This is a genomic window from Actinomadura scrupuli, assembly GCF_050971785.1.
In the GTDB taxonomy this organism is placed as follows: Bacteria; Actinomycetota; Actinomycetes; order Streptosporangiales; family Streptosporangiaceae; genus Actinomadura_E; species Actinomadura_E scrupuli.
This window is the reverse complement of the sequence record NZ_JBPCCU010000006.1, coordinates 68293-81508: the sequence shown is the minus strand read 5'-3', so window position 1 is coordinate 81508 and position 13216 is coordinate 68293. Positions and strand designations below refer to the sequence as shown.

Sequence of the window (13216 nt, the reverse complement as noted above, 5' to 3'; positions counted from 1 at the left end):
ATCCCCCTACGTATCCCCAGGGGCTCTCGGGCCTACGTGGCCCTCGCCGCGAGACTGGCCAGTAACCATGCGAACATCCGTACGAGACGTGAAAAATCTTCACCCACGGACCCGCCACTGCCCCGGACGGCGGGGCGCCGCCGCTGGTCCGACCACTTTGACCCGGCGTACCGTGCCGTCTCCGAGCTCTTCGTTCAGCCTGCGCACCAGGGTGCCGGCGAGCAGCCGCAGCTGGGTCGCCCAGGCCGTGGAGTCGGCGGCCACGACGAGCTCGCCCTCCTCGAACTTCTCCGGCCGGGTGTGCTCGGCGAGCTCCTTGCCGACGATCCCCGGCCAGTTGCCGAAGACGCCGCCGACCGCCGCCTTCTGCTCCCAGCCGCGCTCGGCCATCAGGTCGCGGATCGCCGAGCCGAACGGCTGTGGATCTCCGTTGCCCCGGCCCCGCTCCCGGCCCGGCCGGGGTGCCTTGCGCTTGGCCCGCCCGCCGGGCAGGGTGCCGCGCTTGAGCGCGTCGGCCTTCGCCTGGGCGAGCGCCTCGCGGGCCAGCTCGATGCCCGTCAGCCCTGCTGCTTGCCCGCTTCGCTCCGGCGCGCCCTGAGGCTCGGGCTCCCCTCGTCGCTCGGTCGCGCGTTCCTCGCTGCCGCGCCCCTCGGTCCAGCCCGCGCCGCGCGCCTTCGCTCCGCCCTGGTCGTCCACAGGCTGTGTGTCGTCAGGCACGGGTCACCTCGCCCTCCGCGACGTTGAACGCCGCACCGGTCAGCTCGCCGGGCACGTCCGCGGGCACCGCCGCGGTGATGAGGACCTGCTCGGCCGGCGCCACCATATCGGCGAGCCGCCGCCTGCGGCCGGTGTCCAGCTCCGCGAACACGTCGTCGAGGATCAGTACGGGATCGTCGCCGTCCGCGCGCAGCAGCTCATAGGCCGCCAGCCGCAGGCCCAGCGCGAACGACCAGGACTCGCCGTGGCTGGCGTAGCCGCGGGCGGGCAGGTCGCCGAGGCCCAGCAGCAGTTCGTCGCGGTGCGGCCCGACCAGGCTGACCCCGCGCTCCAGCTCCTGCCGCCGGGCCTGTCCCAGGGCCTCCTCGAGCAGGGCGGTGAGTTCTCCACGGTCTGTGGACAACTCCGCGCCCTCCTCACTGGTGCGCTCGGTGCGGCCGGCCAGCGAGCTTTTGTACGTGAGCTCCGCCACGCCGGCCGGTGCGAGCGCGGAGTACGCCTTGGCGACGATCGGGCGCAGCGCGGCGACCAGCTCCAGCCGGGCGGCGAGCAGCTCCGCCCCGGCCCGGGCGAGATGGGAGTCCCACACGTCCAGCGTGGCCAGCACCTCGGCGCCGGGGGCCCGGCGGTGCGAACCCGACACCGACTTCAGCAGGGCGTTGCGCTGTTTGAGGACCCGGTCGTAGTCGGACCGCACCCCGGCGAAACGCGGCGCCCGGGCGGTCAGCAGCTCGTCGAGGTACCTGCGCCGCTCGCCCGGATCGCCCTTCACCAGCGACAGGTCCTCGGGCGCGAACAACACCACGCGCAGCATCCCCAGCAGGTCCCGCGGCCTGGGGACGTTGCCGCGGTTCAGCCGGACCCGGTTGGCCCGCCCGGGGTTGATCTCGATCTCGATCAGTGCCTTGCGGTCGTCGCGGACCACTCCGGTCCGCACGATCGCCCGGGGCGCGCCCTGCCGGACCAGCGGGGCGTCGCCGGCCACCCGGTGGCTGCCGTGGGTCGCCACGTAGCCGATCGCCTCGACCAGATTGGTCTTGCCCTGCCCGTTGGGGCCCACGAAGGCGCTGACCCCGGGCTCGAGCGGCAGCTCCACGGATTCGTACGACCGGAAGTCGGCGAGGGAAAGGTGGGCGACGTGCACCCCACCGAGCCTAGGGGCTTCGGCCTGTGGGCGGACCGCACCCCGATGACCGGTCTCCCGATCCCCAGCCTGTGGACGGTTCCCCGCCGTCCTCCACAGCCCTGTGCGTCCTCCATCAGTGATCACGCGATCGTTCGACGAACGATCGCGTGATCACGGAGGTGGTGTGGACGGCGGTGTGCAAGGACGCGTGGATCAGACCTGGGGAGGTGCCACGTCGGCGCCGGGGGAGTCGGCGCCCTTGGCCGACTCGACCGCGTGCCCGCCGAACTGCTGGCGCAACGCCGCGATCATCTTCATCGCGGGGGAGTCGTCCTGCCGGGAGGCGAAGCGGGCGAACAGCGAGGCCGTGATCGCCGGCAACGGCACCCCGAGGTCGACCGCGGCCTGGACCGTCCACCGGCCCTCGCCGGAGTCCTGGGCGAAGCCCCGGAGCTTGCCCAGATGGGGGTCGGCGGCCAGCGAGTCGTTGAGCAGGTCCAGCAGCCACGACCGGATGACCGTGCCCTCCTGCCAGCTGCGGAAGGTGGCGGGCACGTCGGTGACGAGATCGCTGGCCTCCAGCAGCTCCCAGCCCTCGGCGAAGGCCTGCATCATGCCGTACTCGATGCCGTTGTGGACCATCTTGGCGAAGTGGCCGGCGCCGATCGGCCCCGCGTGCACGAAGCCGTACTCGCCCTCGGGCTTGAGCGTCTCGAAGATCGGCATCGCGCGCCGCACGTCGTCCTCGCCGCCACCGACCATGAGCGCGTAGCCGTTCTGCAGGCCCCAGACCCCGCCGCTGACCCCGGCGTCCACGAAACCGACGCCGTGGGCCTTCAGCTCCTCGCCGTGCCGCTGGTCGTCCACATAGTGCGAGTTGCCGCCGTCGATGACCAGGTCACCGGGGGAGAGCACCTCCCCCAGCCTGTGGATGATCTCGTCGGTGGGCCCGCCGGCCGGGACCATCACCCACACCGTGCGGGGGGCGCCGAGCCGCCCGGCCAGATCCTCCAGCGAGGACACGTCGCTGATCTTCGGGTCCCGGTCGTAGCCCACGACGGCGTGGCCGCCGCGCTTGAGCCGCTCGGCCATGTTGCCGCCCATGCGGCCAAGCCCGATCATCCCCAGTTCCATCAGTGCATCTCCTCGGTCGCGCCTCGGCTGTGTCCTGGCCGGTGTCGTGGCCATGGTGCCGTGAGTCTCCACACCTGTGACCTTTGCCCCGCCCGGTCCTCTTGATCAGGCTAGTTCCCATGAACAGCCTGGGGATGCCTTGTGGACAACCCCGGAAGGCGCGGACCGTCAGGAGGACAGGCGTACGGGCATGATCAGGTAGCGGTAGTTGGGGTTGGCGCCGTCCGCCGGCGGCTTGCCGGTGAGGACGGCCGGCTTGGTCGGGGTGGTGAACGACAGCCGCGCGATGTCGGAGCCGATCGCGGCCAGGCCGTCCAGCAGGAAGCCCGGGTTGAAGGCGATGTCGATGTCGTCGCCCTCCAGCGTGGCCTCCAGCGCCTCGACCGCCTGGGCCTCGTCGCCGGTGCCCGCCTCGAGCACGACCTCGCCCTGGCGGAACGAGAGCCGTACCGGGGTGTTGCGCTCGGCGACCAGCGAGACCCGCTTGACGGCCTCGATGAACCCGGAGGTCTGCACCTCGGCGTTGCCGGCGTACTCGCTCGGCAGCAGCGAGCGGTATTTCACGAAGTCGCCGTCGAGCAGCCGCGAGGTGGTCCGCCGGCCGCCGCCTTCGAACCCGATCATGCCCTCTCCGGCGCCCCCAGTCGCCCCGAGAGCGATGGAGACCTCCGCACCCGAGGTGAGCGACTTGGCGGTGTCCGCGAGCGTCTTAGCGGGCACCAGGGCCACGGCGGACAGATCCGGCCGCTCTGGTTTCCAGTGCAACTCCCGCACCGCCAGCCGGTACCGGTCGGTGGAGGCGAGCGTCACGGTCTCACCCTCGATCTCCACCCGGACGCCGGTGAGCATCGGGATCGTGTCGTCCCGGCCGGCCGCGATGGCCACCTGGCTGACCGCGGCGGCGAACTCGTCACTGCCCACCGAACCGGCGTCCGGCGGCATCGCCGGCAGCGAGGGGTAGTCCTCCACAGGCATCGTCAGCAGGGTGAACTTGGCGCTGCCGCAGGTGAGCATCACCTTGGCGCCATCGGTGGTCAGCTCGACCGGCTGCGGCGGCAGGCTGCGGCAGATCTCCGCGAGCAGGCGGCCGGAGACCAGGGCGGTCCCCGGCTCCTCCACGTCGATGTCGGTGATGACCTGAGCGGACACCTCGTAGTCGAACGCCGACAGCTTCAGCCGGTCGGCGGCGTCGATGTGCATGCCGGCGAGCACCGGGACGGGCGGGCGCACAGGGAGCGTGCGAGCCGTCCAGGCGACAGCGTCGGCCAGGGCATCTCTGTCGATGCGGAATTTCACGTGACCCGCCTCCTGCAGGTTTCGAACTCCGGGCGTCGTGGCAAATCTCAGTCGAGGCTCTCGGGACGCTTGGTCCCCAGGCCCTTAGATGGTTCTTGATTTTTCTTCATGAGAGATAAAGAACAGTCATCGTCTTAGGGACCGTGGATAAGTGGAAAACCCGAGTTTTCCCAGCTCAGAGCTCATTTTCCCGTCCACCGGCGGTGTGCACGGACCGTGGACGGAGCAGCCCCTCCTGAGGATGACGGATCCTCGCACACCGGTTGTCCCCGATGCGTCCCCTGGTTGTCCACCAGTTGTCCGCAGGTTGTCCCCGGCCCGGCGGACCGGTGCGGACGAAGGCGTGCCGGCGGCCGTGACCGTCCCCAGCCCATCCCCACGTCGTCCCCACCTCGTCCCCATCGTCTCCCCGATTCGTCCACTGCCCGTCCACCGATTGTCCTCAGGTTGTCCACGCGTTGTCCGCAACTTCTCCCCCGGCTTTCCCCCGCCGGTCCACAGAGTTTTCCCCAGGCTGTGAACAGTGATCGGCTATTCGGGTGATCCGCGTCAGTTCCGGCCGCGGCTCTGCTGCTTGATGCGGTTGGTGAGCTCGGTGACCTGGTTGTAGATCGACCTTCGCTCCGCCATCAGCCCGCGGATCTTCCGCTCGGCGTGCATCACGGTGGTGTGGTCGCGGCCGCCGAACTGCTGGCCGATCTTGGGAAGCGACATGTCGGTGAGCTCGCGGCACAGGTACATCGCGATCTGCCGGGCCGTCACCAGCACCCGCGAACGCGACGGACCGCACAGGTCGTCGATCGCGATCCCGAAGTACGTGGCCGTCTGGGCCATGATCGTGGCGGCGGTGATCTCCGGGCCGCTGGCGTCCGGGATCAGGTCCTTGAGCACGATCTCGGCGAGCTGGAGGTCCACCGACTGGCGGTTGAGGCTGGCGAACGCGGTCACCCGGATCAGCGCGCCCTCGAGCTCCCGGATGTTGGTCGAGATCTTGCTGGCGATGAACTCCAGCACCTCGCGCGGGGCGGCCAGCCCCTCCTGGGCGGCCTTCTTGCTCAGGATCGCGATACGGGTCTCCAGCTCCGGCGGCTGGACGTCGGTGATCAGTCCCCACTCGAACCGGTTACGGAGCCGGTCCTCCAATGTCACCAGTTGCTTGGGCGGCCGATCACTGGAGATCACGATCTGTTTGTTCGCGTTGTGCAGGGTGTTGAAGGTGTGGAAGAACTCCTCCTGCGTCTGCTCCTTGTTCTCCAGGAACTGGATGTCGTCGACCAGGAGGATGTCCACATCCCGGTACCGGCGGCGGAACCCGTCCGCCTTGCCGTCCCGGATGGCGTTGATGAAGTCGTTGGTGAACTCCTCGGAGCTCACGTAACGCACCCGGGCGCCGTTGAACAGGCTCCGGGCGTAGTGGCCCACCGCGTGCAGCAGATGGGTCTTGCCCAGCCCGGACTCCCCGTAGACGAACAACGGGTTGTAGGCCTTCGCCGGAGCCTCCGCGACCGCGACCGCGGCGGCGTGCGCGAACCGGTTGCTGGAGCCGATCACGAAGGTCTCGAAGGTGTACTTCGGGTTCAGCCGGGCGGGCTCGGCCGCGGGACGGCGGTCGGCCTGCCGGTGATCGGGCGCGGGCCGTGACGGCTGCCAGGGCGGCGGCGGTGGCGGGTCGGCGTCACCGGGATCGGCGGCCGGCGGCGCGAAGGGGTCGGGGCGTTCCTGTTCCCCCGGCCGGGACATGTCCCGGTGGCCCGGCGGGCCGCCGGGCCCGTTCTGCGAGCCGCCCAGCGTGTGGCCGGTGATGTGCGAGGGCGAATGACCGCCACCGCCCGGTGCCATGCCGCGCGGGGGGCCCTGCTGCTGCCGGCCCTGCGGCGGGCCCGCCGGCCGTCCCGGCTGCTGACCGGGCTGCTGGGGGTTGTATCCGTAGCCGGGACCCGAGCCCTGGCCGGGCTGGTCGCGCGGCTGCGGCTGCCGCTGCCCGCCGTACTGCTGGTCGTCGCCGTACCGGTCGCCGTACTGCTGCTGGTCGCCCTGCCCGCCGTACTGCTGCTGCTGTTGCTCGCCCTGGTAGCCGTCGCCGGGGTAGGGGCCCTCGGGATAGGTGCCTTCGGGGTACTGCTGGCCGGCATAGGGGGCGTTGCCGTACTGGTCTCCCCCGCCGTACTGGTCGCCGGCGTATTGATCGTTGCCGTACTGCTGGTCACCCGGATAGGAGTCCCGCTGGTCGCGGTGCCCGTAGGGCCGGTCGGCCGCTCCGTAACCACCTGGGGATGATCCTGGGGACTGCTGTGTGGGTTCGCTGTGGACGCCTGTGGAAGCGCCGGCGTCCGGGCGGCCCGGCGGCTGCTGCGTGGGCATCTGTGGATGCTGCGGTGGAGCGGGGTGCGCGAGGTCGGGCTGGACCGTCACCGCGACCCGGATGTCGCGGCCGAGCTCGCGGGAGAGTGCCTGGGTGATGAGCGTGCGGAGCCGTACCTCCAGCGCCTCCTTGGCGAACTCGTTCGGAGCCGCGAGCAGCGCCGTGTCCTCCACCAACGCCAGCGGGCGGGTCAACGGCAGCCACGCACGGTAGTTGGGCGGCAGCTCGCTGGTGGAGAGGGCCTCGAGGGTGCGGGCCCACGCAGTCGCGAGGTCCTGACCGTCCATGCGCAAGATTCCCTCCCCAAGTCGAACGGCTTACTCTCTCACGCGTCATCCACAGAGTTGTCCACACGTTGTGCACCGCCTCGGTGTGGCGGTGCAAAGAGCTTCTGGCTGTGCATACTCAGTCGCCGCCGGATGTGGACATCTGTCTGCCGGGGCGGGCCGTCCGGGGCCGGAACCCTCGAATCAGCCGATCGTCGACCTACTCGACTTCCGGTGCCCAAGGGTACGCCGAGGTGGTGGGGCTCCAGCCTCCGTTTGACCTAACGGGAAGATAGGTCGTAACGTTCTGAGGTCGAGTCGCATCGACGGCGGTGACGCGTGCCCGCCTGTTCGCCTCACGGCGAACCCTGTCGGGCCCCCGCTGCGGGGGACCGTACGCGCGCCCTCGATGCGGGATCAACGACCAGACAGTTTCCTGACCGCAGCCCGTATCGGAGCCTCGAGTGAGCAAGCGTACTTTCCAGCCGAACAACCGTCGCCGCCACAAGAAGCACGGCTTCCGGCTGCGCATGCGCACCCGGGCCGGCCGGGCCATCCTCGCGACGCGGCGCCGCAAGGGCCGCGAGCGCATCGCGGTCTGATCAACGTAGGCGCGGCACCGCCATGCTGCCCCCCGCTCATCGGATGCGGCGGCGTGACGACTTCACGTTGGCCGTCCGGCGCGGTCGCCGCGCCGGACGGCCTCGTCTCGTCGCCCACCTGCTGGAACGAGCCGGACCGGACCAGGCGGGCGACCTCGCCACCGGCGGGGATCCGCTGGTCGGGTTCATCGTCGCCCGCACCGTCGGCAACGCCGTCGTACGCAACAAGGTCCGCAGGCGGCTTCGCCATCTCCTCCGGGAGCACGTCGATCGACTGCCACCGGGTAGCCTGCTTGTGGTGCGGGCCAATCCGAAGGCGGCCACCGCGCACCACGACGAACTCGCCGCAGATCTCGGCTCAGCCCTCGACCGGCTGCTGCGGCAAGGGTCCAAGGGGCGGAACAAGACATGACGACGAACCGGCCGACACCCATGGCACGGGTGTTGTTGCTGTTCGTCACCGGCTATCGCCGATTCCTCAGCCCGCTGATCGGGCCTACCTGTCGCTTCTCACCGAGTTGCAGCACGTACGCTCTAAAAGCCTTGCAAAGCCATGGCGCACTGCGAGGCAGCTGGCTGACACTGCGCCGGCTCGCCCGCTGCCACCCGTTCAACCCCGGTGGGTACGACCCGGTTCCGCCGCCGTCCCACCACCGAGCAGAACACGGGGTGCACACCGCCCCGCCGAGCGCTGGGTCTCAAACCGCCCCGCCGAGCCCCAAGGAGAGCTGACCGGTGACTCTTGATCCGTTGTACCGGGCGGTCGCATGGTTGATCATTCAACTGCACGCCGGTCTGAGCCTGGTCTTCGACAAGGACAGCGGCTGGGCGTGGGGCGGCTCGATCATCCTGCTCACCGTCATCATGCGGATCTTGATCTTCCCGCTGTTCGTGAAGCAGATTCACGCCTCCCGGAAGATGCAGGAGCTCAACCCCCAGATCCAGGTGCTGCGCAAGAAGTACAAGAACGACAAGCAGCGGCTCAACCAGGAGATGATGAAGCTCTACCAGGAGAACGGCGCCAACCCGCTCTCCGGGTGCCTTCCGCTGGTGGTGCAGTTCCCCGTCTTCATCTCGCTGTTCCGGGTGCTCACCGGCCTCGCGGACGCCAAGCCGGGTAACGGCAGCCACGGCATCTCCCCGACCCTGGTGGCCAGCGCGCAGAAGGCCAACATCTTCGGCGCCCACATCTCCGACAGCTTCCTCAAGGCCTGGGGTGCGGACCCCAAGAGCATCAGCGCGCTCATCGTCTGCGGCTTCGCGGTCATCATCAGCTCGACCACCACGTTCTTCACCGTGCGATCCTCCATGGCCCGCCAGCCCGCCATGGAGGAGGGCAACCCGATGGCGTCGGCGCAGAAGATGATGGTCTTCCTGGCCCCGCTGTTCGGCCTGTTCGGCATCAACTTCCCGCTGGGCGTCCTGATGTACTGGGTGACCTCCAACAGCTGGACGCTGGCCCAGCAGCACTACATCTACAAGCGCTACCCCGCCCCCGACCCCAACGCCCCCGCCGGCGGCACCCCGGGCAAGGGCGCCACGACCGGCAAGGGCAAGGCGGATGCACAGGCAGGCGGGGGTCTGCTCAGTAAACTGAAGAAGGAACCCGAGCCCGCGGCGCCGCCGCCCGAGCCGGAGCCCAAGGTCGTGCGCCGGCAGCCGGTGAAGCAGTCGCGCAGCAAGCGCACGGGCACGCCCAAGCAGTAGGTTCGTTCCAGGTTTTCTCGTTCCAGTGGTCGCCAAAGGCAGTTGTGAGAAGGAGACCGGCGTGATGCAAGCCGAGACCACCGAGGTCGACGTCCAGGCGTTGGAGGAGGAGGGCGAGATCGCCGCCGACTACATCGAGGGGCTGCTCGACATCGGTGATTACGACGGGGACATCGACATGGACGTCGAGGGCGAACGCGCCATGGTCTCGGTCGTGGGCGGAGACCTCGACGACCTCGTCGGCAAGCGCGGCGAGGTGCTGGAGGCCATGCAGGAGCTGACCCGCCTCGCGGTGCATCGCAAGACCGGCAACCGCACCCGGCTGATGCTGGACATCGGCGGCTACCGGGAGCGGCGGCGCGCCGAGCTGACCAGGCTGGGCGAGGACGTCGCCGTCGAGGTCAAGCGCACCGGTGAGCCCAAGCCGCTGGCCCCGATGACTCCGTTCGAGCGCAAGATCGTGCACGACGCGATCGCCGGCGCCGGACTGCGCAGCGAGTCCGAGGGCGAGGAGCCCGGCCGCTACGTGGTGGTGCTCCCCGCCTGAGAAGGTGACACGGCCCTGTGGGCCCCCGCTCGATGCGAGCGGGGGCCCATCGTCATGTCAGGGCTGGAGGTCCTGGGGTCCCTGCCGCACATGGGGTGCGGGCTGCCCGGGCTGCACCGTCGCCCGGCCGGGCTGAACGGTCGCCTGGCCGGGCTGGACCGGCTGCACGGGCTGGACCGGCTGGACCGGCTGCACGGGCTGGACCGGCTGCACGGGCTGGTCGACATGGAGATGCGGCGGCACCGGATCGTCCGGGTGGACCTCGACCAAGGGCTCTTCACCGATCGGTTCGGCGACCAGCCCCCGGCGACGCGGTCTGACGTACATCAGGGTGAAGGCGATGCTGGCAAGACCGACGATCATCAGGATCCAGCCGATCGCCTGGACATCGATGCCATTGACGCTGAAGTGCGTGGCGAATGCCAGGATCGCACCGATGGCGATGAAGGCGAGGCCTGTTCCGAGTCCCATTTCAAGCCCTCCATACGGACAGGTGTGAGGACGTTGGTCGATGGGGGTCGTACCCGATGGCTGGAAAGTATGCGTGAGACCGGCCACTCACCGATCCACTGGCCGCGAAAGGTGCGCAAAGCAAACGCCTGTGGAAGCATCTGGGTGCTGTGGGGGGTTCCATGCCAGCTCCGGTCGGAGCGCACGCGATCTTCGGTGACGCACTGCCTGTGGCGGAGCGGTACGCCGCTCTGCTGGCGACCGCCGGAGTCGAGCGCGGCCTGATCGGCCCCCGGGAGACCGATCGGCTCTGGGAACGGCATCTGCTGAACTGCGCGGTGCTCTCCGAGGCCGTCCCCGACAAGGCCACCGTGGTGGACATCGGCTCCGGCGCGGGACTGCCCGGTATCGTGCTCGGCATCGTCCGGCCCGACCTGTCGGTCACGCTGCTCGAACCCCTGCTGCGCCGCACCACCTTCCTTGAGGAATGCGTGGAATCGCTGGAACTGGCCAACGTCACCGTGCGGCGCGGCCGGGCGGAGGAGGTCGTCGGGGAGTACGCCGCCGACGTCGTCACGGCCCGTGCGGTGGCACCCCTCGGGAGGCTGGCGGGCTGGGCGTTGCCGCTGCTGCGCCCGGGCGGCGAGCTGCTCGCGCTCAAGGGCGACCGGGCCGCGGAGGAGCTCGCCGAGGCCACGGACGTGTTGCGGCGCCTGGGAGTCCGGACGACCGAACTGCTGCAGGTCGGTCAGGATAAGGTCGATCCGCCGACAACGCTTGTACGTGTGGTCGCCGAGCGCTCTTCCCCCCGGCGAAAGAAGGGTCGCAGATGACTTCCTTCCCGAAGGACATGGCACCAGGCTTGGGCTGGCCGGGTGAGCCCCCTCAGAACGATGCGTCCGCGGTGTCGACTCCTGGACTGGGCTGGCCCGTGAACGGATCCGCAGACGACCCAGACGGCCAGGAGACGACAGCTGTGAGCGCGGAGACTCAGACCCCGGAAACCCCCCCTTCCGGGCATGCATCGTGGGGTAGTACGACATCGGGTACGGCGGAGACCGGCTACGTGCCCACGGGGGCCAAGGCGGCGACACCGCGTCATGGATCTGCTCAGGGGGAATCGCAACTCGTGCGCGAAGCACTGAAAGACGTCGATGTTCCACGGGAAACATCGGCGGTGAGCAAGACGATCGGCAAGATCAAGACCCGGCCGGGAAAGGGCGACTGGCCCAAACCGCCGGCCTGCCGGGTGATGGTCATCGCCAACCAGAAGGGCGGCGTGGGCAAGACCACCAGCTCGGTCAATCTGGCGGCATCCCTGGCGATGCACGGGCAGCAGGTGCTGGTGGTCGACCTGGACCCGCAGGGCAACGCCTCGACGGCGCTGGGGGTCGAGCACCACACGGACGTGCCGTCCATCTACGACGTGCTCATCGAGGACCTGCCGCTGGCCGACATCGTCGTCCCGGCACCGGAGATCCCCAACCTGCACTGCGCCCCGGCCACCCTGCACCTGGCGGGTGCCGAGATCGAGCTGGTCTCCAAGGTGGCCCGGGAGTCCCGGCTGAAGCGCGCGCTGGACTCCTACGACAAGACCCAGTTCGACTACGTCCTCATCGACTGCCCGCCCTCGCTGGGCCTGCTCACCGTGAACGCGCTCGTCGGCGCCGCGGAGGTGCTCATCCCGATCCAGTGCGAGTACTACGCGCTGGAGGGGCTGGGGCAGCTGATCCGGACGGTCGATCTGGTCAAGGCGCATCTGAACCCCGACCTGAAGGTTTCCACGATTCTCTTGACGATGTACGACGCCCGTACCCGGCTGGCCGCCCAGGTGGCCGACGACGTCCGCAGCCACTTCGGCGACGTCGTCCTCAGCACGGTGATCCCCCGTAGCGTCCGGGTGTCGGAGGCACCGAGCTACGGCCAGTCCGTCATGACCTACGACCCCGGATCGAGTGGCGCGCTCGCCTACGCGGAGGCTGCCTCGGAGATGGCTCAGCGCGGCGCCGCCGAAGGTGCCGCATGAGCCCGCCGCGCAGGGGACTGGGCCGGGGGCTGGGCGCGCTCATCCCGAACGCGCCCGAGCCGCTCGAGTCCGGTCAGCATGACCTCTCCGGCGCCGCCACCGCCGCCGCCCACTCCGAGCCGGAACTGGTCGCGGGGGCGCACTTCGCCGAGCTGCCGCTCTCGGCGATCACACCCAACCCTCGCCAGCCACGCCAGCACTTCGACGAGGAGGCCCTGGAGGAGCTGGCCGAGTCCATCAAGATCGTCGGCCTGCTCCAGCCGGTGGTGGTCCGGTCGGTCGGGCCGGGCCGGTACGAGCTCATCATGGGGGAGCGCCGCTGGCGGGCGTCCCAGCGGGCCGGCCAGGACGTCATCCCCGCCATCGTCCGCGACACCGGCGACAACGACCTGCTCCGTGACGCGCTCATGGAGAACCTGCACCGCCAGCAGCTCAACTCGCTGGAGGAGGCCGCGGCCTACCAGCAGCTGCTGGACGACTTCGGGGCCACCCACGAGGAACTGGCCCGCCGCGTGGGCCGGTCCCGGCCGCACATCACCAACACGCTGCGACTGCTGAACCTGCCCCCGGCGGTGCAGCGGCGGGTCGCCGCGGGTGTGCTCAGCGCCGGCCACGCCCGGGCCCTGCTCTCGCTCGACAGCACGGAAGCCCAGGAGCTCCTGGCGGGCCGGATCGTCGCCGAGGGGCTCTCGGTACGCGCGGTGGAGGAGATGATCGCGCTCCGGGAGGTTCCACAGAAGCCGGGCCAGGGCCGCCGGGCCAACGCCAGGAAGCCGGTGGCGCCGGGGCTGAAGCAGCTCGCGGACCGGCTCTCCGACCGGTACGAGACCAAGGTGCGGGTGGACCTAGGCCGCAGCAAGGGCAAGATCGTCGTTGAGTTCGCCTCGCTGGAGGACCTGGAGCGCATCATCAAGACCATGGCTCCCGAGGACCCTCCGGCGATGGGAGTGGACGACTGACCGGCCGGCGGCCGATGGGCGAAC

14 protein-coding genes are annotated in these 13216 nt (G+C 69.8%); 8 read left to right on the top strand and 6 right to left on the bottom strand.

Annotation, left to right across the window (positions count from 1 at the left end; translation table 11 throughout):
- Positions 1–99 precede the first annotated feature (99 nt).
- The 5 genes from ACRYCC_RS25855 to dnaA all read right to left on the bottom strand — a co-directional run bounded on the left by ACRYCC_RS25855 (position 100) and on the right by dnaA (position 6922).
- A complete protein-coding gene (locus ACRYCC_RS25855) occupies positions 100–717 on the bottom strand; it encodes a DciA family protein (RefSeq protein ID WP_433816201.1) in 618 nt (205 codons plus the stop codon).
- Entirely contained in the window at positions 710–1861 is a 1152-nt protein-coding gene (recF, locus tag ACRYCC_RS25850; protein WP_433816199.1) for a DNA replication/repair protein RecF, read from the bottom strand. Before recF ends, ACRYCC_RS25855 begins: the two co-directional genes overlap by 8 nt.
- 195 nt (positions 1862–2056) lie before the next feature.
- Positions 2057–2977, bottom strand: a complete 921-nt coding sequence (gnd, locus tag ACRYCC_RS25845) for a phosphogluconate dehydrogenase (NAD(+)-dependent, decarboxylating) (RefSeq protein WP_433816197.1) — start codon at positions 2975–2977, stop codon at positions 2057–2059.
- A gap of 168 nt (positions 2978–3145) precedes the next feature.
- Positions 3146–4273, bottom strand: coding sequence for a DNA polymerase III subunit beta (gene dnaN / locus ACRYCC_RS25840; protein WP_433816196.1), 1128 nt, complete (start codon positions 4271–4273; stop codon positions 3146–3148).
- Between the two features lie 549 nt (positions 4274–4822).
- Positions 4823–6922, bottom strand: a complete 2100-nt coding sequence (gene dnaA / locus ACRYCC_RS25835; protein ID WP_433816194.1) for a chromosomal replication initiator protein DnaA — start codon at positions 6920–6922, stop codon at positions 4823–4825.
- 443 nt (positions 6923–7365) lie between these two features.
- Between dnaA and rpmH the strand changes: the two genes are divergently transcribed.
- The 5 genes from rpmH (at position 7366) to ACRYCC_RS25810 (ending at position 9757) form a co-directional block, all read left to right on the top strand.
- Positions 7366–7503 carry a 50S ribosomal protein L34 gene (rpmH, locus tag ACRYCC_RS25830; protein WP_433816192.1) on the top strand — a complete coding sequence of 46 codons (138 nt, stop codon included), beginning with the start codon at positions 7366–7368 and terminating at the stop codon, positions 7501–7503.
- A 43-nt stretch (positions 7504–7546) separates the two neighbouring features.
- A complete protein-coding gene (gene rnpA, locus ACRYCC_RS25825; protein WP_433816190.1) occupies positions 7547–7915 on the top strand; it encodes a ribonuclease P protein component in 369 nt (122 codons plus the stop codon).
- Complete coding sequence (gene yidD, locus ACRYCC_RS25820; protein WP_433816188.1) at positions 7912–8235, top strand: membrane protein insertion efficiency factor YidD; 324 nt, start codon at positions 7912–7914, stop codon at positions 8233–8235. The genes rnpA and yidD overlap by 4 nt, the downstream gene beginning before the upstream one ends.
- A gap of 3 nt (positions 8236–8238) precedes the next feature.
- Positions 8239–9210: a membrane protein insertase YidC gene (gene yidC, locus ACRYCC_RS25815; protein WP_433816186.1), complete on the top strand. Its 972-nt coding sequence runs from the start codon at positions 8239–8241 to the stop codon at positions 9208–9210.
- Positions 9211–9274: 64 nt separating this feature from the next.
- On the top strand, positions 9275–9757 hold the full coding sequence (locus ACRYCC_RS25810) for a Jag family protein (RefSeq protein ID WP_433816752.1): 483 nt from the start codon (positions 9275–9277) through the stop codon (positions 9755–9757).
- Between the two features lie 57 nt (positions 9758–9814).
- On the opposite strand, the gene ACRYCC_RS25805 is transcribed toward ACRYCC_RS25810, so the two are convergent.
- Entirely contained in the window at positions 9815–10228 is a 414-nt protein-coding gene (locus tag ACRYCC_RS25805) for a DUF6458 family protein (RefSeq protein ID WP_433816184.1), read from the bottom strand.
- A gap of 161 nt (positions 10229–10389) precedes the next feature.
- Here ACRYCC_RS25805 and rsmG point away from each other — a divergent pair, with 161 nt between their 5' ends.
- The 3 genes from rsmG to ACRYCC_RS25790 all read left to right on the top strand — a co-directional run bounded on the left by rsmG (position 10390) and on the right by ACRYCC_RS25790 (position 13192).
- Positions 10390–11040, top strand: a complete 651-nt coding sequence (gene rsmG, locus ACRYCC_RS25800; RefSeq protein WP_433816182.1) for a 16S rRNA (guanine(527)-N(7))-methyltransferase RsmG — start codon at positions 10390–10392, stop codon at positions 11038–11040.
- A 419-nt stretch (positions 11041–11459) separates the two neighbouring features.
- Positions 11460–12233 (top strand): ParA family protein, encoded by a 774-nt coding sequence (locus ACRYCC_RS25795; RefSeq protein WP_433816751.1) that lies wholly within the window; start codon positions 11460–11462, stop codon positions 12231–12233.
- Positions 12230–13192: a ParB/RepB/Spo0J family partition protein gene (locus tag ACRYCC_RS25790; RefSeq protein WP_433816180.1), complete on the top strand. Its 963-nt coding sequence runs from the start codon at positions 12230–12232 to the stop codon at positions 13190–13192. The genes ACRYCC_RS25795 and ACRYCC_RS25790 overlap by 4 nt, the downstream gene beginning before the upstream one ends.
- The last annotated feature ends 24 nt before the right edge of the window (positions 13193–13216 follow it).

Excerpts from the sequence above, each read along its gene's own strand:
- gnd (WP_433816197.1), bottom strand. The coding sequence starts at position 2,977 with ATGGAACTGGGGATGATCGGGCTTGGCCGCATGGGCGGCAACATGGCC.
- dnaA (WP_433816194.1), bottom strand. The coding sequence starts at position 6,922 with ATGGACGGTCAGGACCTCGCGACTGCGTGGGCCCGCACCCTCGAGGCC.
- rnpA (WP_433816190.1), top strand. The coding sequence starts at position 7,547 with ATGCGGCGGCGTGACGACTTCACGTTGGCCGTCCGGCGCGGTCGCCGC.
- yidD (WP_433816188.1), top strand. The coding sequence starts at position 7,912 with ATGACGACGAACCGGCCGACACCCATGGCACGGGTGTTGTTGCTGTTC.
- ACRYCC_RS25810 (WP_433816752.1), top strand. The coding sequence starts at position 9,275 with ATGCAAGCCGAGACCACCGAGGTCGACGTCCAGGCGTTGGAGGAGGAG.
- ACRYCC_RS25805 (WP_433816184.1), bottom strand. The coding sequence starts at position 10,228 with ATGGGACTCGGAACAGGCCTCGCCTTCATCGCCATCGGTGCGATCCTG.
- rsmG (WP_433816182.1), top strand. The coding sequence starts at position 10,390 with ATGCCAGCTCCGGTCGGAGCGCACGCGATCTTCGGTGACGCACTGCCT.
- ACRYCC_RS25795 (WP_433816751.1), top strand. The coding sequence starts at position 11,460 with ATGGTCATCGCCAACCAGAAGGGCGGCGTGGGCAAGACCACCAGCTCG.
- ACRYCC_RS25790 (WP_433816180.1), top strand. The coding sequence starts at position 12,230 with ATGAGCCCGCCGCGCAGGGGACTGGGCCGGGGGCTGGGCGCGCTCATC.